This is a genomic window from Dyella sp. 333MFSha (assembly GCF_900102405.1).
GTDB lineage: Bacteria > Pseudomonadota > Gammaproteobacteria > Xanthomonadales > Rhodanobacteraceae > Luteibacter > Luteibacter mycovicinus.
On sequence record NZ_FNBR01000001.1, the window covers coordinates 856,256 to 879,330 of the forward strand.

Sequence of the window (23,075 nt, forward strand, 5' to 3'; positions counted from 1 at the left end):
CCATGGCCGCGCAGACCTCGCTCAATACCCTGATCGAAGCCATCGCGGGCGCGGTGGTCGATGCGCAGGACCGCATCGAGCAACACCAGATCTCCCACCTCAGCGATTTTTTCGATGAGGACAACCGGCCCAAGAGCGTCGTCATCCGCATGCCGTCCCTGCATCCGCAGGCCGGCGAGGACGATGAAGACCTGTATCGCGCGCCGATCCTTCCCCTGGTCTCGACCAACGTGCTGCGCATCAAGGATGTCGAGATCACCTTCGACGCGGACCTCGGTCCGCTGATCGAGGGCGACCCACCGGGTGACGACGCGCCCCATGAGCCCGGCTGGAAGGGGGCGAGCGCCGCGTCGCGCCCCCACCTGCGGGTCGATCCCTCGGTCGGTGGCAGCGATCGTCGCGGCGGGTCCGTGCACGTGGTGCTGCGCGTGGAAGGCAGCGAGCCGACCGACGGCGCGTCGCGGCTGATGAATCACCTCGCGCAGACCCAGGGGGTCTTCAAGACGTTCAAGCCGGGCGACTGAACACGTCGGTCGCGCTGAACCGCGACGCGCATTCCGCGTGTCGCGTCACATCTCACCAGGAGTCACATCATGGCTGACGAACTCGTCAACATGTCGAGTCAGTTCAAGGGTCTGCCCATGGGCGACCTGATCGGTTCGCCGCTCAGCGCCGCCTGCGAAGCGCAGGTCAAGCTGGCCCAGGCCACCGCGGATTTCATCAAGGTCATCGGCTTTCTGCCGCCGGCCGCGAACGATCCCAATGGCGTGGGCGATACCCGTACCGCCACGTTCCGCTTCAAGCGTCCCGTCGACGATCCCAATGTCCAGGGCGGCACCGCCGAGGAAGACGTCGAGATCGTGGTGCCGCTGCTGGCCATCGTCAAGGTGCCCAGCCTCAGCATCACCAAGGTCGACATCACCTTCGACATGGAAGTGAAGTCGTCTTTCAGCAGCACCGAAAGCGAAGACAAGAAGGGCGAGTTCAGCGCCGAGATGTCGATCGGCTGGGGCATCTTCAAGGCCTCCGCCAAGGTGTCCGGTTCGGTCGCCACCCACAAGGAAAACACCCGCAAGTCCGACAACTCGGCGCGTTATCACGTCGAAGTACACGCGGAAGACGGTGGCATGCCGGAAGGCCTGTCGCGCGTGCTGGACATCCTGCAGACCGCCTGCGCGCCGCGCAAGGTCGGCGCGCCGGTGGCCGTGCCGGGTAACGCCTTGCCGAAGAAGACCAAGATCGCACCCGCGGCCATTCCGGCGCCGGCTCCGGCTCCGGCAACGGGTCCGGGCCCGGGTCCGTAAGCGGTTTGTTCCACACCTCGAGTCGCGGCGTCCGCAAGGCCGTCGCGATTCTCTCCAGGAGACCCAGGGATGTTCGATCTGACTGACGTCAAGTTCGTCAAGCGTGTGGTTGTCGGCAGCGACAACCCCAACCAGATGAGTACCGAGGCGCAGGTGGAAGAAGCGCGCGCCTTGCTCAATCGCTGCCTCACCGATTCGCCGAAGGGCTCGATCATCGGGACGGAAAAGAGTTTCACCATTCTGCAGGTCGGCGAGCATCAGGTCGTGCTGCAGTGGCTTTGCTACCACGTGGGCTTTCCGCGGAAGCCGTCGTGGATGACCGAGGGGTAGGGTGCCATGGCCGAGTGCAGCTTCGATCAGTTGTTGTTCGCGTTGCGTGTTTCCGTGGAGGCGGCCAATGACGGTCTGCGCCGTCGCCGAGGCTTACATTACGAACACGACCTTGCCGGAAACGAGGCATTGCACGTGGATATTCCGCGCGGTCCCCGCGACGATGCGACGCTGGATCCCGTGGTGATACCGATGAGCTGGTTCCGCGATCCGCGCCTGCCGCAGGTCACCGAACTGTCGGTCGCGTTCGACTGTCGCCTGCGCTACGAGCGGGTGCGCGGTGCGGCCGATGCACTGATCATCGACATGAATCCACCCCCGCCTCGCTGGTTCCGGCGATGCCCCCTGCACCGCATGGTGATCCGCTTTCGTGCCGCCGACGCCTGGCGGGCCGACGTGTCGCTCGATGGACGTCCGGTCGTCGTGTCGCATGCCGGGGCGTCGTGATGGACAGACTCTCCGGCCTGCGCGTGTCGACTGCCTGGCAAAGCGCCCTGATCGCCAGTACCGAGGTTGCTCCACGGTCGCGTCGCGGCCGCAGCGCCGTACGGGTCACGGCATACGTTCTGTTTCTTGCCGGCTTAGCCGGCTTCGCGGTGTGGCTTGCTCGGTAGCGTGAGCCCACCACCCAACATGTAAGGAGATCACGATGCATCTGAACACCATGAAGTGCCTGAGCCTTGCCGCTCTCATCGCGGCGCTGCCGACCCTGGCCGTCGCCGCCGAGCCCCAGGGGGTATGGCAAGGCCTTATCCAGCAGGCAAACTCCGATGTCGCATTGCGGCTTACGTTTGCACCGCAGCTGGTCAGGCTGCATTTCAACGAGCCGCTGTCGTGCGACGTGCCGGCCCGATTTCTGAAGGCCGACGGCGACACGTTTATCTATCGCTTCGCCCCATCGGTCAACGGCGGCAGGTTCTGCGACGGCGTGTTGAATCACGATCTTCGAATCAAGGTAGCCGCCGAGCCGAAACGTGAGCTGGATCTGGTCTTCGACGGTCCGCGCTCGACATGGCACGGCCGTCTGGCTCCGGTCACGTCCCCCTGACCACAGCGAGGTCGCCATCATGGATTCCGTGGTTCTCTTCACCCGTTTCTGGCTGCTGCTGGCGGCCGTGGGCGGCGCCATCCTGCCTGTGGCGCTTGGCAACGAGGCATCGCGCAAGCGGGCCGTCGTCCAGGTGGTATGCGGGGCGATGATGGCGATCTTCCTGGGGCCCGCGCTGGAGCGGCGTTTTCTTCCCGACTCGCCGGCGGAGGTACACGCCGGCGTCTCTTTTCTCATCGGTTGTTTCGGTTTACGCCTGACGATGATCGTGCAGCGACTGATCGACTCGCGCGGTGAAACACTGGCCAACCGCGTCATCGACCGTATCGCCGGAGGCGATAACCCGTGAACGCACTTTTCTTTCTTTACACCGACCTTGCCTGCAGTGCGGTCATCATGGTCTCGGCCTGCTGGCTGCTGACCGATCTCAGCCTGCGGCGCATCAACCGCACGTGTCACGCCTGTATCGCCGCCGGTGCCTTTGCCAACATCCTTGGCATCGTGGCGGACCGGATCGGTTTTCAGGACATCAGCTACGGCAACGTCTGGCCGGGCGAGGTCGTGGTCAACATCGGCCTCGCCGTAATGCTCGGCGCGACGTTCTGGCGCTCGGTCGGTCGTCGTCTACAATGGACTCCTCTGCAGCGCGAGGGCGTCGCACGCAAGGAGTGATCCATGAACACCGACACATCCAGACCGCACGTCCAGGGGTTCTGGGAGCCGCGGACGGGCACGGTGCAATACATCGTCGCCGATCCGGTCACGAAGCATTGCGCCATCATCGATCCGGTGCTCGACTTCGACGAGAAGTCGGGCTCCGTCGCGACGACGTCCGCCGACGCCTTGCTCGATGCGGTGGCGTCGCAGGGGCTCACGGTCGAGTGGATTCTCGACACGCATCCGCATGCGGACCATTTCTCGGCCACGGCCTATCTGTCGTCGAAGACCGGTGCGCCGATGGCGATGGGATCCGGCGTACTGGATGTGCAGCGCATCTGGGGCGAGATCTACGGGTTGCCCCTGGATCAGCTGGACGGGCGTTACTGGGACCGGTTGTTCGACGAGGGCGATACGTTTTCCATCGGCTCGCTGGAGGCCCGCGTGATCTCGTCGCCGGGTCACACCGCGCCATCGGTGACGTACGTGATCGGCGACGCGGCGATCGTCGCGGATACGCTGTTCATGCCGGACAGCGGCAGTGCGCGGGCGGATTTTCCCGGCGGCGATGCGAGCGTGCTGTGGCATTCGATCCAGCGGATCCTGTCGCTGCCGCCGGAGACGCGGTTGTTCACCGGACATGACTACCAGCCGGGAGGCCGCGACCCACGCTGGGAAAGTACAGTGGCCGAGCAACTGGCCACCAACACGCATGTGGCCGGCCTGGATGAGGCTGGGTTCATCGCGTTGCGCCACGGGCGGGACAGGGTGCTGCCCATGCCGAAGCTGCTGTTGCCTGCGTTGCAGGTAAATCTGCGCGGTGGGCGGTTGCCGGAGCCTGAGGCTAACGGTCGGCGTTACCTGCGGATTCCGCTGGATGCGTTTCCTGGGTCGGCCTGGTAAGCATTGCGGGCAACGGGTGGAGATACCTAAGTAGCTTTCGGGAGCGGCGTTCACTCAGGTGTTCGCTCTCTTCACCCGCGTTGCGGTGCGCGCAAACATCCATCGCGCTAGTTTCGGAAGTCTTATCCGGGAGACAGCGCCATGACTATCAAAACCATCGAAGATCTCTTCATCCACGAGCTGTCCGATATCTACAGCGCCGAGAAGCAACTCACCAAGTCGCTGCCGCGACTGGCACGTGCATCGACGGCTCCGGAGCTCAAAGAAGCATTCACGTCTCACCTTGAGGAAACGCAGGGCCAGGTCGAGCGCATCGATCAGGTCGTCGAGCTTCTGGGTATCCGTCTGAAGCGCATCAAGTGCGCCGCGATGGAAGGGCTGGTGGAAGAGGGCAAGGAAGTGATCGACGGCGTCGAAGAAGGTCCGCTGCGCGATGCCGCCCTGATCGGCGGCGGAAACAAGGTAGAGCATTATGAGATCGCCTCTTACGGCACCCTCATCGCGCTCGCCAAGCAGCTCGGCTACACCGATGCCGTGCCGCTGCTCGTCGCGACGCTGGCTGAGGAGAAGGCGGCCGATGAGAAGCTGACGCTGCTGTCCGAGCAGTTGTCGAAGCAGATGCGGGCTGAAAAGGCCGCCTGATAACCTGACACGGGACGGATATCCCGTGTCATCGACGGGCTGATGGCGCCTTCCCTGAGGCGCCAGTGGTGGGGTTCGACGAGGATCTGGCATCGGGCGGGCATGAGCCCCCCCGAATTTGCGATAATCCTCCGTTCGAACACCCACGGAACCCGACCCATGCTGGATCCTGCTCTCCTGCGCGGCAAACTCGCCGAAACGGCGGAACGGCTGCGCGCCGCCCGGAACTTCGACCTCGACGTCGCCACGATCGAGCGCCTCGAATCCGAGCGCAAGGCCCTCGCCACCGAGACCCAGGAGCTTCAGAACCTGCGCAACACGCGTTCCAAGGCGATCGGCCAGGCCAAGGGCAAGGGCGAAGACGTCGCCCCGCTGATGGCCGAGGTCGCCGGCATCGGCGACAAGCTCAAGGCCAACGAACAGGCCCTGGCCGACGTCCAGGCCAGGCTGGCCGACATCTCGCTGGGCCTGCCCAACCTGCCGGACGAGTCCGTGCCCATCGGCAAGGACGAGAACGACAACCTTGAGATCCTCCGCTGGGGCCACGCCCGCGCGTTCGACTTCGAGGTCAAGGATCATGTCGACCTGGGCGTCCGCCACGGCTGGCTCGACGGCGACGCAGGCTCGAAGCTCAGCGGCGCGCGCTTCACCGTCCTGCGCGGCCAGCTCGCGCACCTGCACCGCGCGCTCGCCCAGTTCATGCTCGACCTGCACACCACGCAGCACGGATACCTCGAGCACAACGTGCCGCTGATCGTGAACCCCGCCGCGATGGAAGGCACCAGCCAGCTGCCGAAGTTCGAGGAGGACCTGTTCGCCACCCAGATCGGCGACGCGAAGCGCTACCTCATCCCGACCTCGGAAGTGACGCTGACCAATCTGGTCCGCGAGAGCATCGTCGAAGCCGACGAGTTGCCCATGCGCCTGACCGCCCATTCCATGTGCTTCCGCGCCGAAGCCGGCAGCTACGGTCGCGACACCCGCGGCATGATCCGCCAGCACCAGTTCGAAAAGGTCGAAATGGTGCAGATCGCCACCGCCGAGACCAGCATGGCTCAGCTGGAGGAGATGGTGGGGCACGCCGAGACGGTCCTGCAGAAGCTGGGCCTGCCGTACCGGAAGGTGCAGCTGTGCACGGGGGATATGGGCTTCGCGGCGGCGAAGACGTACGACCTGGAGGTCTGGTTGCCTTCGCAGAACACGTATCGGGAGATCAGCAGCTGCTCGAATTGCACGGACTTCCAGGCGCGGCGGATGCAGGCCCGGTGGCGGAATCCGGCGACCGGGAAGCCGGAGTTGGTGCATACGCTGAATGGGTCGGGGTTGGCTGTGGGGCGGACGCTGGTCGCCGTGATGGAGAATTTTCAGCGGAAGGATGGGTCGATTGAGGTGCCTGAGGTGCTTAGGCCCTATATGGCGGGTTTGGAAGCGATTGCGTGACCTGACCGGGGGTTGGTCGGTTACAATGGCGCGCCGCTGGGGTGCAAGGCCTTGGTGGCGTGCGGTAAAAATACGGAGAGATGGCCGAGTGGTTTAAGGCAGCAGTCTTGAAAACTGCCGTAGGTGTGAGCCTACCGTGGGTTCGACAAGGCGGCGAAGCCGCCGCAGGACGCCCGAAGGGCGGTCCCGACCAACGGGAGGGATTCGTCGCGAAGCGGCGAACAATCCCACTCGGCGTCCGAGCCACCTCGACGGTGATCGGAGCTAGCGTAGAATTCGAGACGCGCAAAGCGACTCATACAATACGGAGAGATGGCCGAGTGGTTTAAGGCAGCAGTCTTGAAAACTGCCGTAGGTGAAAGCCTACCGTGGGTTCGACAAGGCGGCGAAGCCGCCGCAGGACGCCCGAAGGGCGGTCCCGACCAACGGGAGGGATTCGTCGCGAAGCGGCGAACAATCCCACTCCGCGTCCGAGCCACCTCGACGGTGATCGGAGCTAGCGTAGAATCCGAGACGCGCAAAGCGCCTCATACAATACGGAGAGATGGCCGAGTGGTTTAAGGCAGCAGTCTTGAAAACTGCCGTAGGTGAAAGCCTACCGTGGGTTCGAATCCCACTCTCTCCGCCAGCATAAGCCAAGCGACTGATACGAAAGGACTTTCCTTGCGATGAACAGTTTTGGCGTGTGGACACCCGCTTGGACTTCAATGCGGTTACCTCATCACTTGGTTCGGTCGTCGACCGGCATGCTTCAGTTTCGGCAAAGGTGCTGTTAGACCTTCAAGTAACGCTCCGTCAGCGCTTGATCAAGCGCAGTCTTGGGACAAGGAGTTCGCGGGTATCGCAGAACCAGCCCTCACCGACCCAGTCTTTTAGAATCTTGACGACCCTAGGCATCCACTGCACATTGCGCCGTGGAAGTTAGAGCAGCCGCCGCTTAGCTTAACCCTGTCGACCGACGGCGACTCTGACAAAGAGAACGCAAAGCCCGTCGAGGTCCTGCGTGTGCTGGTGGATACACTCAAGTTACTGATGTCCGCGTAGAAGTTGACGCGTCCGCTCATCCGATGGGCCGAGTGTTGCGGGCGGCGGCAGGTCTCACCATGCGCGAGGCCGCGCGAAAGTATCTGTTGACCCTCGAAAGTGCCTTGCTGTGCGATAAAACGCGTGACCCTGCTAAAGCTGCGGCGAACTCACCTATTACATGTAACAAGTGCGCTATATCGACCACATCGAGCGTCATCCGCCACGCATAACGCGTCGAATGCCATTGCCCTGTGTGAGCAAGCGTTGTGCATCAATCCGAAGGTTGGGCTCAAACTCGAGTGGGCAACCTTATAGATGAGGCAGCAACAGCCAGAGGACAAAATCTGCCGAAATTGCGCCAATTGCAAGACGGTGAAGTAGGCGTTTGTAGGCATTCCCCTACATAAATTGCGTAAGCCGTTGAGCAGAATGGCCTACCGGCGTATCGTTCTCTCGAACGAGCAGCGGCCATGGCCTGAGGGGGCAGCATGACGACGTTCACCATTTATTTGATGCGCGATACGGTAAAAAAAGCCGGCGATGCTGTCGTCGGGGGCGCGGCAGTTCACGAGATTGCTGACGGGCCCTCGGAATACGGAACGCTGTTCGTTAAAGCCACGACACCCGATTCGCCGAAATGGGCCAAGTTGTTTGAGGCTTACGTTGACCGCAAAAAGCTGGGCAGTGTCCAGTCGTCGTCTGCCGCCTTTCTCGTGCCTGTGGACGGCCGTTGGTTTGCGCTGACATTCGGTCAGGGACGTTTTTTGCTTCACCCCGACGCCTACGAAGAGCGATTTGGCCTCATTGTCACGCTCAATTCTATTGAGCCTGACGCGCTACGCAGCGTCGACAAGCGGCGATTTGTGGACGACCAAAACAGTCGCGTGCAGACCAACCAGGCAGCATCGGCACTCAGTTTTGGCGTCGACATCGAGCGCGACCTCATCCGTGGTTTGGTCGGAAAACCGGTCGACGAGGATTTAGGTCGACGGATGGCGGGCGCTGATGCGCTAACGGTAACCACCGACGCGGCAGTGCCGGACCTTAAGCGATTTCTCCGGCGATACCTCAAAAAGTTTAATTCTAATGCCTACCAAGCAAACTTCCCGTGGGTCGACCAAGTGCGCCAGCTCGACCCACGGGGGCACCGTGCCCAGGAGCTGGACACCAAGCTGGTAGAGAAGCTCACAGAGGCATGGAAGCACAATGGTCTCGCCGACGAGTGCTGGATGGCACTGCCCGACATTATCGACTGGGCGTTGGTGGACGGGTTTAAGTTCACAACCTCACCTAAAGAGGGCGTCTCCACGGACCTGCATCTGCCGGGCGTCGTTCAAGCCTATCCAGACGAGCTTCCTACGGTCGACTTTCTGAAGAAGCACTACGCGATGTCCGTTGATGAAGATGAAAAGGTGTTGGAGCGCTGGCCGCTCTATCGATGTATGCATTGTGAGATGACAACGCCGGACGGTTCTTTTGTGCTGTCAGCGGGGCGGTGGTTCGAAGTGGATACAGACTTTGTCCAAGCCGTGGACCTTGCGTTTCAAGGCATGCCTGCCTATCCCAAGCCGCTGCCAATTTACGCCCATAAGGATGAAGACGACTACAACAAGGATGCTGTGGACAAAGGCAACGGCGCGTGGTCCTTGATGGACAAGAAGATGCTGAAGGTCGGTGGGGTCTATGACAAAATCGAATTCTGCGACCTTTATGGTGGCCATGAACTCATTCACGTCAAGCACTATGGGAGTTCCAGCGTGCTCGGCCATCTTTTCAGCCAGGGCATGGTCTCAGGCGAACTGCTGAAGTCCCACGCCGGGTATCTCGACTTAGCGAACGGGCAGCTAGGGACGGCCCACCAACTCGTGACCACCGGGGCGACGACAGATGTTCCGCGGGACGTAAGCGACTACACGATTGTGTTTGCCATCATCAGTCAGTCGCAAAAGCCGGGCCTCCATCTACCATTCTTCGCCAAAGTGGTTTTGAAGAGCGTTTGCGCGCGTTTGCGCGAGTGGGGCTATGGAAATGTCATGCTGGCGAAAATCGAGTGTGACCCGATGGTTGCGTTGACCAAAAAGGTCAAACCGAAGAAGGCACGCAAAAAACGCCTCGTTAAGAAGGCGGCTTAAGCCGCCTTGAAAGAGCCTGCTGGAGCAAGGCTGACAACGTTGCATACCATTTTCTTCGCCCTCTCGGGAGTTGTGCGGTGCGCCCAATGCGGTTTCTGGATGCCGGTCGAAGAGCGCGGTGAACATCGGTCGGTCTTGTCCGAAGGTCAATACGGTTCCGCGCTCGATATTTCCCATTTCCAAGGTGGCGATACGTCCATTTCAAGACATCTGAACGCTCCAGAATAAAGACCTCGCCGCTCGTGTCGTAAACCCAGACCCGGCCGGCGTTGTCGACGGCAAGGATGTCATGGCCATACGTGGTCTCGAACGAGAGAGTTGGTCGCCGCTTGTCGCTACGGGCCCAAGAAAGCGCGGTGCAAGTACCGCACCTACGGCTGCCGCATTGAGCAGTCCTCCAACGCCCCATCCTGATGCGACATCGAGAAACGCGGCAAGCAGCCAAATGCTTAGACCAAGCGTGGCGCCCACAACCAACTGCCAGCGCGGCCTACGGGTCACAACTAAGGCGCCAAGGGCGACCAACAATACGAGGAAACCCATGATAGGTGCGCTCCTTGCACGGGATTCATCGGTTGAGTTCGGTGGGGGTGTTGCTCGCCGGGCGACCACTGCGGTCCAACGTTAGTCGGAGCGAATGGCTCTTCGGATGCGCGCCCGAAGTTCGTCAAGTTTCCGCAGTCGTTGAAGCTCGGGCATGCCCAATCACCGTATTTCTTCTTCCAGTTCAAATAAGTGGTCTCTCCGATGCCCGTCTTTCGGTAGACCTCGGTGATGCCCGTCCCAGTCTTCACTTGGCGGGGGGGCGAAGGCGATCTGCTCTTTACTGCACTTGTTTTTTTTCATGACAAAACGGTCTCCCTGGTAGGACGGCTTCACTGTTCAGTCCACTTCGAAACGCTACTGATGACTGAGAAGGGGTCACTGCCCAACTCCTGCACCGGACCGGACTGACTATCGAGGAACAAAAATGCGCCGGGCATGGTGTGGATCATTTTTGCCGTGTACGACATGCTTCTCTCCATGCGGAACTGCAAGGCAAAGAATGGCCGCGATGTTATTCCTGGTATTCACGGATACAAGCACTGATTTCCCGCTTGCTGTGCGGCGTCAAAATCCAATCGGTCGCCAGAATTTTATGTGGGAATATCGCTACACAAATGCTTGCAACATCCGACCCTGCAAATAACCTGCGGTTCTTCCGGTTTTATGCCTTGTCGCCGGCCGCCCAATCGGTATGATGAACGTCATTGCGGTCTCACGCTTCCGGGCTGGGCCTTGCGGCTCGGATTTTTTGCGACCTGTGTCAAGACGCCAAGACAGCTTCGTATTCATGAAAAGGACGAAACAATGAGCAAGCCGGATGTGTTTTACAGCTTTCACTTTGCCAACGATGTCATGCGTGTGCAGCTGATTCGCAACATGGGCGTCATCAGCGGCGATGTGCCGGTCGAGCCCAACACCTGGGAGGAACTCAAGCGCAAAGACAAGGGCGTGGAGAAATGGATCGATGACCAGATGAAGGACGTCGACGCCGTTGTCGTACTCATCGGGTCCGAAACTTCTATGCGACCATGGGTCAAATACGAAATCCAGCGTGCGCTCGAACTCGAAAAACCGCTGCTTGGCATTTATATCCACAATCTCAAGTCTGGAAACGAAGGTGTTAGCACGAAGGGTGCAAATCCCCTTGGCACCGTCACGTTCAAGACGCCAGCCGGTGCAACGGTTAAGCCGCCCGTGTTTGAGCCGAAGGCCTCGGATGCCTATAACGACATTGAGGCCAACATCGAAAAGTGGATAAAGGCCGCCATGGCCCAGCGTTAATGTGAGCTACACGACGCCGCTTCTACGTGGCCCACAGCGTCAGGCCTTTGACTGGGATCATTGTCTGGCGAGGGCTGGCCGGTCCTTGGCTCTGCGACCGGATCAGGCGAGTTGAGCAGGGCTGGTTAGGCCCCTTGTTCAGCGAGTGGGCGGAGAGGTGCCGACCTTTTGGCAAATGAGTTTTCTCGCAGATGGAAGGGCAGAATGGCTAGTTATTTCACGTTTGACGAAGTCCGTAACGCGGCAAGACAGCGCTACGGAGCGCGGGCGAGCATGGAATCCCTGATTGAATCGGCAGCCGTCGGGAACGGCGACAGGTTCGACGTATTCCTCTCCCATTCGAGCAAGGACGCGGAAGTCATCCTTGGCATTAAGTCCCTGCTGGAAGGTCAGGGCATGAGCGTATACGTCGACTGGATTGTGGACACCCAGCTCGACCGCGCCAAGGTCAATGCGGAAACGGCCGAGACACTGCGAAAGCGCATGGGGCAGTGCAAGGGCCTCATCTACGTCGCTTCCGCCAATGCCGCGGCTTCTAAGTGGATGCCGTGGGAACTGGGCTACTTCGACGGAAAGAAGGGCGACGCCGCAGTTGCCATACTGCCGGTGGTTGAGCGGCAGACGGACGGCTTTCCGGGCCAAGAATACCTCGGTCTTTACGCCGTCGTCCGAAACGACTTCTATTCAGACACCGGAGACAGTGATGTGTTCGTCGAGAGGATCGGCAAGCACTGGAAGCCACTGCGCGAGTTTGCAAATACAGGCGCATGGTATCAGTACACTTCAAAGTCGTAACGCCGAAGGCTCGTAAGGGATTCGGACAAAGAAGACTCTGCTGTCTATAGGGGTGTTTCCGGCGCAAGTGTTAACGAATTCTTTCACGGGGTCATTGCCACCGCGCACAATGGCCACTTCGTGGCGGCGCAAATGGGCGCGACACTTGTGGCGGCTTGCGGGTTTTCGTCGCGACAGAAAGGACGGAGCAGACGGGACGCGTCAGTCCTTCGGGGTAGGCGCTCCGGTCACTTGACCAAAGGGCCGTTCGTTCTCTCTTCGGTTACATCAACGCCAAGCTGCCGATGAAACAGCGCAATGTAGTCCAGATCGGTCGACAGGTCTTCAGGCCACCGGCCCTCGGGGCTTTCCAGGGTCGCCGTCGCGCCGCCGGCTGACACGATCGGGATGACTTTGGCATGCGGTTGGAGTTCGCGAAACAGCCGGAACTCATCGATGATGCCATCCATCCCGCCAATGAAAACCGCCGCGTCAAAGCTGTTTTCGCTGAGCATCTGTCGGCGCATCGCAAGCAGGCTTGCGTCTTTGTTGCCGTCGACTGCCGCAGTATAGGTGACGTTCTGGTAGCGCTTGTTGTCGTCCGGGAAATCGTCCTGGAAAAAACGCGACTGGTACAGGTGCACCCAGCGCCCGTATTCCATGCCCATGGCCTCGGCGACCACCCAAACCATGGGGGTGATGGCCGGTTGGCCGCCCCACACGATGACCCGGCGCCCAAGGGCGACGTGAATCAGGCCGGCAACGGCTGAACTAATGGCCACAGGCCGCGCGGTCCGTGCAAACTCCGCGCTGCGACGGGGGTCGGGCACGCCGGCCGAGAGAAATATCGAACCCGTCATTTGCTCACCCCTCCAGGCCAATGATTGAAAAAGCCGCACCGTTGACCTTGATGGCGTGCACGGATTTGATGTTGTCGTCGAGCCACGCGAGGTGCGCGGCCCATTCACTGCCGATGCCGATGTCATCGTAGACCAGAATCGGTTTATTCTTCGCGCCCGCCTTTGCGGCCCGGCTGGCGACGTCGTTGAGCGTTTGTGCCGTGGGCACCCCCACCATCGGGTAGGCCCAGATGACGCGGTCGTCTTCGAGCCGCAAGCCAACGGCCCGGTGTGCGGTCACACCGATGACGTCTCCGCCAATCTTCTTGACCTCAGCTCTGAGCATGCCCGTCATGGCCATATACCGTGATGCGATGCTCTGGCTGCGAATCCGCTCGACCATCACGGCGATCTTGGCCGTGATGTCGTCCGTCAACGGCCCGGTCGCGTCATGGAGGTCGCCGGGCTCGAGATACAGTGTCTGGGCAAGATCAGTGTGGCGGTCCGGCGTGTGGCCCGGCCAGATGACGCGGAGCACATGGATGGCTTTCGCGCGCGCACGCCCAATCTCCTCCCTAGTCCAGCGGCTCTCGAAATAGGTCGGCGTATCGAGCATCACCATGACGTCCGAATCGCACAACTGGTGCCAGAGCGATTCCTGGAACGTCTCCCCCGGACGGATGCTGTGGGTGTCCAGGAAAACATCAAATCCCCGCTCAATAAGCACGTTGTGCAAGTCCACGGCAGCGGCCTTCGCTTCCACGCGCCGGTAACTGATAAAGACCCGGCGCTGGGCCCGCAGCAAGCCGAGACACTCGAGCAAGGCTCCGGCCAAGGCGTCGTATTCGGCGTCGGCAGGCTTGTGGATGAAAGCGTTGATGTCAGCGATAATCGCGGGGATGTTCTGACCAGCGTCCCGCACGTCTCCGATGACGGGAATCACCGGTACACTCTGTCCCACAAGGACGCCAAGGACGTCGACGTCAGCCGGATCCGGGGAGCCGAAGTATGCGACGGCAAAGGCGGCGTGGAGGTCACGGCGGTCGACCGTCGACGCGTCGAGGATGCGAAAGTCCATTCCCGGGACGAGTTCGAATTCTGCAATCCGATCATTCAGGGTCTTTGCCAAGGCCGCGCGGTCATCATCGCGGACCGTGCCGAGAATTGCCAGCTCGTATGCGCTCACATCGATTCCTTTGGAAAGAGGGTCACTTGCCGGCAAGCCAGGCTGCTTTTTCAAACCAACCGCCCATATTTGCATAGCCGTTGTCCCGGTTCCAGCGAGGACATGGATAGCCAGCCGGAAGATCGCTGCCGCAGAAAGTGATGCGCCGGCCGAGTATGTCGATCTTTCTGGTGTCTATGCCAAGCAGGCCGTTGCCTTGCTTGATGCTCTTCGCGATCTCGTAGCGGACCCACCGGCTATGGTGCTCGGGCGCGCCGGCGGACAGTACAGTGAATGTCGTGTCAGTGAACTGGCGGTCAATCCAGTTGGCGATGGCGATGGCGGTGGCGCCCTGGCGTTCGACCTGCTCGAAATCGGCCTTGTCTACGAAGCCGGACTCGTCCGCCCTGCGGATGGTATCGCTGTTCCGGACGACCACCGCGCGTGCAACGTTGTCGTACTTGAAACTGAAAAAGACTTTCCTTGCCATGGTTTCCTCCTGCCGTGCGAACGATATCGCATCCTAGATTGAATTCAAGCGCACACGCTGTTGAAGGTTCCGCGGAGTCGATGGCGGGCCTCGCAACAGGCCAACTTTTCGACGGCAAGCAACAAAAATGGCACCTTTGGCCGTCTTCGCGTCTCTGTCCTGGACGACCATTGCACGTGTACCACCCGTGCAACACCGCCGGTGCGCCCTCGGTCGCGGTGCGGTGGCGTTGGTGCTTTTTTCTATGGGGTACCGTTTCGGGGCAAGAGGGACATTTCATTCAAGCCGGATCGGTCTCTCAGCTTTAGCATTGGTCTTGCTATCCGGATTGCGACAAACCAAGTCCGTCGCATCGACGACTGCGGGTAATTATCCCTGCCGGCGCAGGTCGTCGTGACGCGACCTGTACATGGCGCCAGGATGGCTGGACCGCCCAGCTTTATCTGAGCCACTCAGGAGCCGGTTTGCGCGTAACGCCGTTCGACCTCTACCGGCGACAGATCGGCGGTGAAACCGTGCCGGCGTACCGGGTTGTAAAACATTTCAATGTAGTCGAACACATCCGACGATGCGGCCGCGCGACTGGGGTAGATCTGACGCTTGATTCGCTCCTTCTTCAGCGGGCTGAAGAAACTTTCCGCGACAGAGTTGTCGTGGCAATTACTACGGCGGCTCATGCTCGCCACCATGCCATGGGCTTGCAGAAACGATCGCCAATCGTCACTGGTGTGTTGGCTGCCCTGGTCGGAGTGAATCAGAAGGCTTGGACCGGGCTTTCGTCGCCAAACCGCGGCCAGAAGCGCCTGAAGCGCCTGAAGCGCCTGAAGCGCCAGGTCGGTCGTCATCGTTCGATGCATGGCCCAACCCACGATCTGACGTGAGTACAGGTCCATGACCGCGGCCAGATACATCCAGCCTTCGTAGGTTCAGATGTAGGTGATATCTGTCGCCCATACCTTGTTCGGGCCGTCGGGCGAGAAGTCACGGAGCAGGACATTGTCGACCTGCCCAACGGGCCCATCTCGATGCCTTGGCTTCGATCCATAGCCGACCTGCGCGCGTAGGCCCTCCGACTGCATCAAACGAAGCACGCGAAGGCGACTGCACGCTTCGCCACCCTCGCGCGGGTCGGTGGTGAGTTTGCGATGGCCATAAACGCCACCGCTGGCGATTCAGTCATGCTTGATCAAACCGACCAACCGGCTGTCCTCGCGCGATCTTGGGCTATGCGGCGTCTGACACCAGGCGTAGTAACCGCTCCGATGTCTGCAAAACGTTTGGTCGCACAAACATCTTGCGGAAGTTACCGCTCCTTTTTTTATGCCTAGTCCCCGGACTTCCGCGAAGAACCTTTTTTTCTGCGACCCTCGCTGCGGCAGGTGTCGGGAGCTGCTCGCACGTATGCTGCAGCGGCGAGGTCTGCGCACTTGGTGGGCGGGTATGGCATTGGCGCAACCTTTGGCACAATGCGGCGCATGTGCAAGCCGAGGATTCAGGGATGAGCAGAAGAACACGAACGACATGGGTGGTCTCCATTGCGCTTGGCTGGGCTGCCGTGGCGCTCGTCGCTCACGTGTTGAACGATGTCTTCGGCGCGGTCGTGTTCTTGGGCGGTGTTGTTGCGTTGATCCTGTGGCGCGTGGTGCCGCGGTTGCGAGGCTTGCTGCAGACCTCTGCCGGTGGATTCGACCGTACTCGACGGCGCTGGCGATACGCGCGAGCCGACCTGGCCGAAGCGTTCGACTGGCCCGATTGGCTTCGGCTCCTGTGGTATCTCGCGGCCTTATTGTGTCTGGTGAGCGTGGTCCTGGGGATGGCTGCACCGGAGGGATTGCCGGGGCAGGTGCTCGTGCCCACGGCGTGGAGCTTTCTGATGACCGTTGCCGCGATGGACCTCCTCAGCCTGGTCAGGGTGGGCTTGCGGCGTTCGAACGGGAAGGCATTCGGCGTCGTGCTGGCTTCGGTTGGCACGGCCGTGGTGGCGGCTGTTGCCTTGTCGTTCGCCCGAAAGTCCTTGTTCGGCTGGATGGGGGAAGACCCAGGCGCTTTTCCGGCGTCGCTGACGCTGTTGACGGCAGCGTTGGTTCCTCTGGGCTGGTTGATGCTCATTGCGGTGGTCAGCGCCGTGCTCATGCTGCCCATGGTCGTTGCCAGTTTGTGGCAGCTGGGCAACACGCGCAGGATCGATCGCGAGGGGAGCTTCCACGCCTTTCTCGTTTCGCTGCGGCCTGTTTTCATCTGCGCCGTCCCTTTGTCGCTGTTCACTCATGTCTGGGGATGGCGAGCGGAGCGATGGCCTGCGCTGCAAGGCGCAGGCATGGCCTTAGTGGTCGCGCTGGATTATTGGGAACGTCCGGTATGCGGTGGACCGGTGGGCGTGGCCAATCGGTTGGACGATGGGCATTACTCCATCGTCACGGGTGGAAACAACTTGGGCTATCGTTTTAAGACCGTTACGTGCGCGACGCAGGGGGCAGTGACCATGCCTGCGCCCGGAAGCTCGACGGAAGCGCCACGAGTAGGGCAGCTCAGCCGCTGACACCGTGCCCGGCCTCGCGTGCGCTGCGGCTGGATCGCATGAGCATCGTCAAGCACGGCATCGTGGACCGGCAGCACGGATCGGTACGGGCAGCGATGTTAAGGTCATTCCTCATCGGCCAATGGGCACGTCTCACCGACAACGCCATGAGCGTAGGCGTTGCCACGCAGGACTCCATGTCCCATGCGGCAGCTACCTTGGCCGCCTACATGCGCGAACGGCGTACTCGTCCACCCAATCCGGTCGTGGGGCGGGGGCTTTGATCGGGCTTTGGTTTGAATCGAGCTTTGCGTTTGGCGCCGCGCCCGCGGCTCGGCGCACGTGTTGAGCAAAGGCGTCCGAGCCGCGACGCTCGGTCATTCACTCACGCCAAGGATCATGGTTTCAACGGTCAGCGGCGCGCGTGGGAGCGAATGGCGTGGACTGCGCAAGCCATCGGCGTCGTCGAATGCCATGCCGCACTGCTCATGCGGCCGTTGCGCGGTGCTTGGTGTTGCGCAGAACCGCCGCGTGCGGTCGCCGCGATGGACTGGATCCGCCCGTTCGTCCATTGCTTGGCTGAGTGCACGGTCTCGCTCATCGCGAAGTCACTTAGCGCACCTCATCGGCAGATATGAAGCGCTGTTGAAGGGTGTGGCACTGAGTATCAAGCCCGAACTGTTGCATGTGATTTTCGAAGGGCGATCCTAGAACTCATCCGCCAAGGGCGGCGTGAGGGCCAATTCGAACGAAAGATTCTGCCTCGACCATAACTTGCGTGGCCGAGCGGACTCATCGCGGCATGCGTCGTGCGAAAATTTGAGTATCTGTCTTCGGAGTCTTTACATGCATCGGTCCAATGTTTCCATGCCGCCCGACTCGGAGTCCGCTAAAGCGGCGTATGACCGCCCCTTGGACGCCGCAAACGCCAGCGCGCACGACCAGCTTGATCGGCTTCCTTTCGCCCAGGCCGTGGTCGAGGTTTTGGCGCTCGTCAACCGAGATCATGGGTTGACGGTATCGGTCGAGGGACCGTGGGGGAGTGGCAAGACCTCAGCGATGGCGATCATCGAAGAGCAGCTCCGAATTGAGGCCCGCCGTTCGCCAGTCTTCGTGCATTTCAATCCCTGGCTCGTGGGCGATCGCGATGCCCTTCTGCGGCAATTTCTGGGCCGGATTGCCGAGGCCGTGGAACTGACCGATTCGGCCGAGGCGGCGACCAAGGTAGCCAAGCAACTGACGTCGTACGCCAAGCTGTTCGATGTCGTCAAGTGGATTCCAGGCGCTGAACCCATGGCATCGATCGTCAAGGGCGTGTTGTCAGGCGCGGGGCACGCGACCGCTGCCATCGCCAAGGAGAAAAGCGCCAATCTTGAGAAGCGAAAGGAGAAGGTTGAAAAGGCGCTTCGAGCATTCCCGCGCCGGATCATCGTCTTTTTGGACGACATGGATCGGCTGATGCCGATCGAAGTGTATGAGATGGTGCGCATCTTGAAGGCGGTCGCCGATTTGCCCAACATCGGTCATGTCGTGGCTTGGGATCCGCGTTACGTCAACGATGCCTTGGCCAGTGTCCACATCCCCCACGCCGACGGGTTCTTGGACAAGATCGTCCAGTTTCGCATGCCCTTGCCCCGCCTGGCGGGCATCGACAAAGAGACGCTCGTCAACCAAGCGTTGGAAGCGATGCCGAGCGACGCCCTTCGAGAGTATTTCCCAGGCGCTCAAGGTCGCCTGAGCGTGCTTTACGCCAAGGCGCTTCGGGACCTGCTCGAGCATCCCCGCGATATCCACCGCGTCTTCAATACCGTGCGAACCATCGAGCCGTCGTTGCGGGGCGAGATCGTCCTGGCCGACATCATTGGGCTCGCGGCCTTGATGGTCCGGTGCAGCCCCGTCTTTCATATGCTCCAGAGGCATCCGCGGCGCTTCGTGGGAAGCCTTCCCGACGAGATCAGTTTGCTCGACGCAGGCAAAAATCTGATTCAAGCGCATGCGGCCTCGTTGGAGGACGCCATCGAGGCCTGCGTCATGCCGAACGAGGCACGCGCGTTGGTCCGCCATTTGTTCCCGCAGACCGAGCCGACCGATGGGAAAACGGGCACCGCGCGCGTCATGGATACGCAAGGCCAAATTGCTTCACCCATGCGGTTGGCGGCGGCACTGCGCATGAGCATCGGGTCCACGGGCGTGAGCCTGAAGCAGGTGCGGGATTACCTGTTTGAACCGGCGAGCCGATCGCGCATCGGCGAATCCATTTCCAGCCGAAGCGCTTTGGAATTCATGGAGCGCTTGGGCGAGATGGCAAGCACTACCCGGGGGGAAGGCATCTCGGACCCCATTGCGCTGGGGGTGGCCATGGCGACGCTCACAGAGGCGCCCGGATTTGTCGAGCGGGCGAACGCTCGGGGCATGCTTGCGCCATACATTGGAGCCATTGCCGAGATCGCGATTGATCGCGTCATCCAAGCCTGTTCTCCGGGGGCGGAGGCCGCGGCGGCCAAGGCCATTATCGAGGATCCGCAGGCCATCACGATGGGCATGCTGATGATGGAGGCCACGTTTTTCCCAGTGGATGGGAAGGTACGGACCGCACTTCGCCCCGATGCGGGCGAGCGAGCGCGGTTGACCAATGCCTTGGCCAAGCACATCTTAGCGGCGGCTCAGGCAGGAACATTATTGTCACGCTTTGATCCCGGCGTGCTGTTGCGCGGACTCGCCCGACTGTCGCCCCCGACGGCAGCGAAAGTCTACGCCGCGATGGCGGGGGACGAGGCCACGCTCGATGGATTGGCCACAGCATTGCTGCTGTCGCGCATCAGCTCTGACACCGGCGCTTCATATCGCTTGCCCGCCGACCTGGCGCTGGTGGAAGCGTACGGCCCACTGCCGCAATGGCGCACGAACGCGGAGCGACGTCTGCGCGATACCGCCATCAAAGACGACGCCGCGGCGGCGTGGTTGTCCGTCCTGCGCGGGGTGGCTGTGCACGCCCGCGGCTTCACTCAAGCGAGGGACTGATTCGGAGGGCGGCACGTGGATGCGACGCCGCGATACCGGTGGAGACTACCGCATCCGTCGATCGACCAGCCGCTTCATCGGGCGGCGTTCGGCGCGTCGGCGTCAACGGCCTCCTGATGGGCGCCCGCGCTGAACAAGTTGCCGGGTTGTTTCGGGAACAAGCCCATCGGATCCGCCGTGACCGTCACCACGCGGCCATCGCCTTGGGCCTTTAGCGTGAAGGCCGCATACTTAGTTTTGCCGCCATTGACATAGTCATAGAAAATGCCGCTTACGGTGTCGCCGACCTTCTGTCCATCGATCATGAGATGGGGTAGGGCTGCACGGGCGAAGAGGCATCAGCATGGGAATGCTCGAAGTCATGGGTGGAGAAGGAGTCCGGCGTGCACATGCGAAAGGAATAGCGCAAGCCGAGGCTCTGGCAAGGGGCTCCCGTTGACGGGGCAGGGACAGATGGCGTCCCAATTGCGCAGGTTTACGTCACTGGCCGAGAATGTGGGGCGATAGCAAGGAGAAGGGCGTGGCGCAAGCGAGCGATGAGCCAGTGATGCGATACCCGCTGTCCCCATTGGGGCGCCAAGCCCTTTGGGAGGCCTACAATCGCCTTTGCTATTACTGCCGCCGATCCATCGGGTTTAGGGAGCTGGAGGTGGATCACCTAGTACCCGAACGCCTTGGTGCCTCAGCGGAGGTGTGGGCAAGCACGCGCGCGGAACTGGGGCTGCCCGACACCTTCGACATTCAGGGGTTGATCAACCTGGTTCCCGCCTGCCGTCAGTGCAATGGCGACAAGTCTGGGAGACCATTCTTCCCAGGACGAGTGGCCATTGACCTTGGACGTATCTCGGGGCGTCGCGTGGAAGTCGAGGAACGCATCGCCCTCCTGCGTCGGTCAGACCAGCGCGAGAGGGCCCGAGCGGCGGTCTTGGTTGCCATCGCCGAAGGCGCGATGGACTGGCCGCACCTGCGCGAGTTGGAGCGAGCCCATGCCAACGACCAAGGCATTTTCGAGGCGTTGTTGGATGGGTTTCCTTTCACCGATCGGGCGGTGGCGGTGGCCAAAAGCGATCTCGACCAAAGGCTTGATCGGCCGGTCGAGGCTGAGCCGCTCGATGGGAAGGGACTCCCGCTCATGCGGATGTCGGGCGAGACGTGCGTGGTGCACACCCTGCGTGAGTATCGCCAGGCGAACGCGGACGAATATTTTGCCGGAACGACCTTCACGATGGCGATGGAGGCCTTGTACTTTCGCCGCCCGCTGACGTTGCTCGAGCTGGTGGCCGTGGCGCGGTATCCCGACGTTAGTCACATGGCGTCGCCACGCTTAGGACTGAGTGATCTGAATCGACTGCCGGCGATCCTCCTGTTCGTGACGGAGGAGATGACCAGTGACGACGTCTTCGCCGGTCAGCGTGCGGCGCTCGAAGGGTTGACCATTCAAGATCTGCTTGATCGGGGCGAGGCCCAAATCATGGCCGTGTCGTCGATGCATCTGCGGTTGAATTTTGCGGGTGGCATCACCTTCTTGATGGAGTTGATGCGCGCGGACACTAACGACGATGGGATCGAGGAGTTGGTAGTCTACCGGGTGGGAGGTCCTGAACAGGGAACTTACCGGAGCACCTCGATCATCGCGCTCGCCATTCGCGAGGCGGGCGATGACTTTGCGGAGGTGCCGCTCATGGTTAACTCTGCTGGCCAGCCGGTGGCGGATGCGACCTCCGAGCTGCTTTAAGGCATCGCGTGCGCCAATTCGTTCGGCATCGGTGAGGATGAGGGCCCTCGTACTCCGCTCCATCAGGCGCACGCCGACGCGACATCCGTATTCATTTCGAAGTGGGACCGCGCGTTCACGATGTTCGCCGAGACTTAGTGCGAAATCTCCCGGCGGCTTTCGCCAGTTTGATTACATGTAATGGATAGGCACGGCTGCTGTCCGGCGAAGGTTCGCTTGCATCGACCTGCAGAAAGTGCTCGGCCTGACAGCATCCATCTAGAGCCGGCCTTCGAGCACATCCATCATCAAGCAAATATGGTGGACCATCTGGAGCTGCTTGTTGATGCCCAGTCCACGGTACGCGGCCGCTTTCGCCATTTGGCCGTACTCTCGCAGGGCTCGGTTGTCGCCAAACTCAGTGGGTCGTGCGTGCACCGCTCGCGTTAGCTTTCGTGCGGCGTCGACAAACTTGCTCGCCACATCGCCTTCGTCCTTGGTGACATCGGTCGAGACGAAATGCTCGACCCACACATCGCGATTTTCCGGCTCAACGTACGTTGCGTGAATGGCGACAGCGTGCGGAGTGGAGCCGCCTTTTTTGAATTGGCTTCCAATGCACAGATGGTCACCGATGCCAGCCGCATCGTGCGGTACGCGATGATGCGCGTCGGTAAAAAATTCTTGCCCCAAGTAGTCCGCATTGCGTTCTTGCTTGACGAAGCAGTCTCGCAACAAGATGAGTTTGTCCACGGGAAACTGTTGCCAGCGTGCCTGTGGCACCTTATCGGTCATCACGATGTGCCAGCGGATGGTCGACGTGCGACCCAGCCACTGTACATCAGCTCCCGACAAGCGCTTGCCCGGATGGACCACCGCGACCTCTTGGTCGGGGTACGACGCCAAGAAATTGGTTACATCGGTCCGTACATCATCCGTTCGACAGATGAGCGTTGGAATCACTAAGGGAGAGCTGGAAATCGTCGACCCAAACTCCTGTAACCAAGCCTGTTGGGCTGCGGCGGTCTTGAGCTGGTGCTTTTCCGGATTGACGACCAGGGCCAATGATTGGTCCGCTTTCGCACAGAGTGCGATGCACCGTTTGAGGTCGTCGGGACGAGCCATGAGCGGCTCGATCAAGGGCAATAGCCCACCACGGTCTCGCTCGTCTTTCAGCATCATGCGAATCGCCAGCAGCTCGAACTGGCGGCCATACATATACGGCAAATACATCGTGTCGTCCTG

The 23,075-nt window shown here is 60.9% G+C and carries 21 protein-coding genes, 2 tRNA genes and 2 pseudogenes; 19 read left to right on the forward strand and 6 right to left on the reverse strand.

Going from position 1 to position 23,075, the window contains the following annotated elements; all coding sequences use genetic code 11:
* Positions 1–2: 2 nt before the first annotated feature.
* The 15 genes and pseudogenes from BLT40_RS03885 to BLT40_RS03950 all read left to right on the forward strand — a co-directional run bounded on the left by BLT40_RS03885 (position 3) and on the right by BLT40_RS03950 (position 12,104).
* Positions 3–524 carry a DUF2589 domain-containing protein gene (locus BLT40_RS03885; RefSeq protein ID WP_090351528.1) on the forward strand — a complete coding sequence of 174 codons (522 nt, stop codon included), beginning with the start codon at positions 3–5 and terminating at the stop codon, positions 522–524.
* A gap of 69 nt (positions 525–593) precedes the next feature.
* Positions 594–1,211: pseudogene (locus BLT40_RS03890) on the forward strand (DUF2589 domain-containing protein); the annotation flags it as partial.
* A gap of 162 nt (positions 1,212–1,373) precedes the next feature.
* Complete coding sequence (locus BLT40_RS03895) at positions 1,374–1,634, forward strand: hypothetical protein (RefSeq protein ID WP_036112678.1); 261 nt, start codon at positions 1,374–1,376, stop codon at positions 1,632–1,634.
* A 6-nt stretch (positions 1,635–1,640) separates the two neighbouring features.
* A complete protein-coding gene (locus tag BLT40_RS03900) occupies positions 1,641–2,081 on the forward strand; it encodes a hypothetical protein (RefSeq protein WP_090351531.1) in 441 nt (146 codons plus the stop codon).
* Positions 2,082–2,283: 202 nt separating this feature from the next.
* Entirely contained in the window at positions 2,284–2,682 is a 399-nt protein-coding gene (locus tag BLT40_RS03905; protein ID WP_090351533.1) for a hypothetical protein, read from the forward strand.
* Between the two features lie 19 nt (positions 2,683–2,701).
* Positions 2,702–3,031 (forward strand): hypothetical protein, encoded by a 330-nt coding sequence (locus tag BLT40_RS03910; RefSeq protein ID WP_036112683.1) that lies wholly within the window; start codon positions 2,702–2,704, stop codon positions 3,029–3,031.
* A complete protein-coding gene (locus tag BLT40_RS03915; RefSeq protein WP_036112685.1) occupies positions 3,028–3,354 on the forward strand; it encodes a hypothetical protein in 327 nt (108 codons plus the stop codon). Before BLT40_RS03910 ends, BLT40_RS03915 begins: the two co-directional genes overlap by 4 nt.
* A 3-nt stretch (positions 3,355–3,357) precedes the next feature.
* A complete protein-coding gene (locus tag BLT40_RS03920) occupies positions 3,358–4,242 on the forward strand; it encodes an MBL fold metallo-hydrolase (protein WP_090351535.1) in 885 nt (294 codons plus the stop codon).
* A 141-nt stretch (positions 4,243–4,383) separates the two neighbouring features.
* Positions 4,384–4,884, forward strand: coding sequence for a YciE/YciF ferroxidase family protein (locus BLT40_RS03925; RefSeq protein WP_036112688.1), 501 nt, complete (start codon positions 4,384–4,386; stop codon positions 4,882–4,884).
* A gap of 159 nt (positions 4,885–5,043) precedes the next feature.
* Complete coding sequence (gene serS / locus BLT40_RS03930) at positions 5,044–6,324, forward strand: serine--tRNA ligase (protein WP_090351538.1); 1,281 nt, start codon at positions 5,044–5,046, stop codon at positions 6,322–6,324.
* 306 nt (positions 6,325–6,630) lie between these two features.
* Positions 6,631–6,791, forward strand: a tRNA-Ser gene (locus BLT40_RS20195).
* A gap of 71 nt (positions 6,792–6,862) precedes the next feature.
* A tRNA-Ser gene (locus tag BLT40_RS03935) sits at positions 6,863–6,952 on the forward strand.
* A gap of 886 nt (positions 6,953–7,838) precedes the next feature.
* Positions 7,839–9,482 (forward strand): DUF6119 family protein, encoded by a 1,644-nt coding sequence (locus BLT40_RS03940; protein WP_090351541.1) that lies wholly within the window; start codon positions 7,839–7,841, stop codon positions 9,480–9,482.
* 1,350 nt (positions 9,483–10,832) lie between these two features.
* Positions 10,833–11,309, forward strand: coding sequence for a TIR domain-containing protein (locus tag BLT40_RS03945; protein ID WP_090351544.1), 477 nt, complete (start codon positions 10,833–10,835; stop codon positions 11,307–11,309).
* Between the two features lie 273 nt (positions 11,310–11,582).
* Positions 11,583–12,104: a toll/interleukin-1 receptor domain-containing protein gene (locus BLT40_RS03950; RefSeq protein WP_090352519.1), complete on the forward strand. Its 522-nt coding sequence runs from the start codon at positions 11,583–11,585 to the stop codon at positions 12,102–12,104.
* Between the two features lie 227 nt (positions 12,105–12,331).
* Here the strand turns inward: BLT40_RS03950 and BLT40_RS03955 are convergent, their stop codons facing one another.
* The 4 genes and pseudogenes from BLT40_RS03955 to BLT40_RS03970 all read right to left on the reverse strand — a co-directional run.
* Entirely contained in the window at positions 12,332–12,943 is a 612-nt protein-coding gene (locus BLT40_RS03955; RefSeq protein ID WP_090351547.1) for an SLOG domain-containing protein, read from the reverse strand.
* 4 nt (positions 12,944–12,947) lie between these two features.
* Positions 12,948–14,108: a toll/interleukin-1 receptor domain-containing protein gene (locus tag BLT40_RS03960; RefSeq protein ID WP_090351550.1), complete on the reverse strand. Its 1,161-nt coding sequence runs from the start codon at positions 14,106–14,108 to the stop codon at positions 12,948–12,950.
* A 22-nt stretch (positions 14,109–14,130) separates the two neighbouring features.
* Positions 14,131–14,577 carry a TIR domain-containing protein gene (locus BLT40_RS03965; RefSeq protein ID WP_090351552.1) on the reverse strand — a complete coding sequence of 149 codons (447 nt, stop codon included), beginning with the start codon at positions 14,575–14,577 and terminating at the stop codon, positions 14,131–14,133.
* 452 nt (positions 14,578–15,029) lie between these two features.
* A pseudogene (locus BLT40_RS03970) lies at positions 15,030–15,842 on the reverse strand (IS3 family transposase); the annotation flags it as partial.
* 233 nt (positions 15,843–16,075) lie between these two features.
* Between BLT40_RS03970 and BLT40_RS03975 the strand changes: the two are divergent.
* The 3 genes from BLT40_RS03975 (at position 16,076) to BLT40_RS03985 (ending at position 20,116) form a co-directional block, all read left to right on the forward strand.
* Positions 16,076–17,116, forward strand: coding sequence for a hypothetical protein (locus BLT40_RS03975; RefSeq protein WP_143025824.1), 1,041 nt, complete (start codon positions 16,076–16,078; stop codon positions 17,114–17,116).
* A 38-nt stretch (positions 17,117–17,154) separates the two neighbouring features.
* Positions 17,155–17,379: a hypothetical protein gene (locus BLT40_RS03980; RefSeq protein ID WP_090351556.1), complete on the forward strand. Its 225-nt coding sequence runs from the start codon at positions 17,155–17,157 to the stop codon at positions 17,377–17,379.
* A gap of 562 nt (positions 17,380–17,941) precedes the next feature.
* Positions 17,942–20,116, forward strand: coding sequence for a KAP family P-loop NTPase fold protein (locus BLT40_RS03985; protein ID WP_090351558.1), 2,175 nt, complete (start codon positions 17,942–17,944; stop codon positions 20,114–20,116).
* 74 nt (positions 20,117–20,190) lie between these two features.
* Here BLT40_RS03985 and BLT40_RS03990 read toward each other — a convergent pair whose 3' ends face one another.
* Positions 20,191–20,421, reverse strand: a complete 231-nt coding sequence (locus BLT40_RS03990) for a hypothetical protein (protein WP_090351561.1) — start codon at positions 20,419–20,421, stop codon at positions 20,191–20,193.
* Between the two features lie 215 nt (positions 20,422–20,636).
* Between BLT40_RS03990 and BLT40_RS03995 the strand changes: the two genes are divergently transcribed.
* Complete coding sequence (locus BLT40_RS03995) at positions 20,637–21,851, forward strand: HNH endonuclease (protein ID WP_176809092.1); 1,215 nt, start codon at positions 20,637–20,639, stop codon at positions 21,849–21,851.
* A 258-nt stretch (positions 21,852–22,109) separates the two neighbouring features.
* Here BLT40_RS03995 and BLT40_RS04000 read toward each other — a convergent pair whose 3' ends face one another.
* Positions 22,110–23,063: a sce7725 family protein gene (locus BLT40_RS04000; RefSeq protein ID WP_090351567.1), complete on the reverse strand. Its 954-nt coding sequence runs from the start codon at positions 23,061–23,063 to the stop codon at positions 22,110–22,112.
* Positions 23,064–23,075 lie beyond the last annotated feature (12 nt).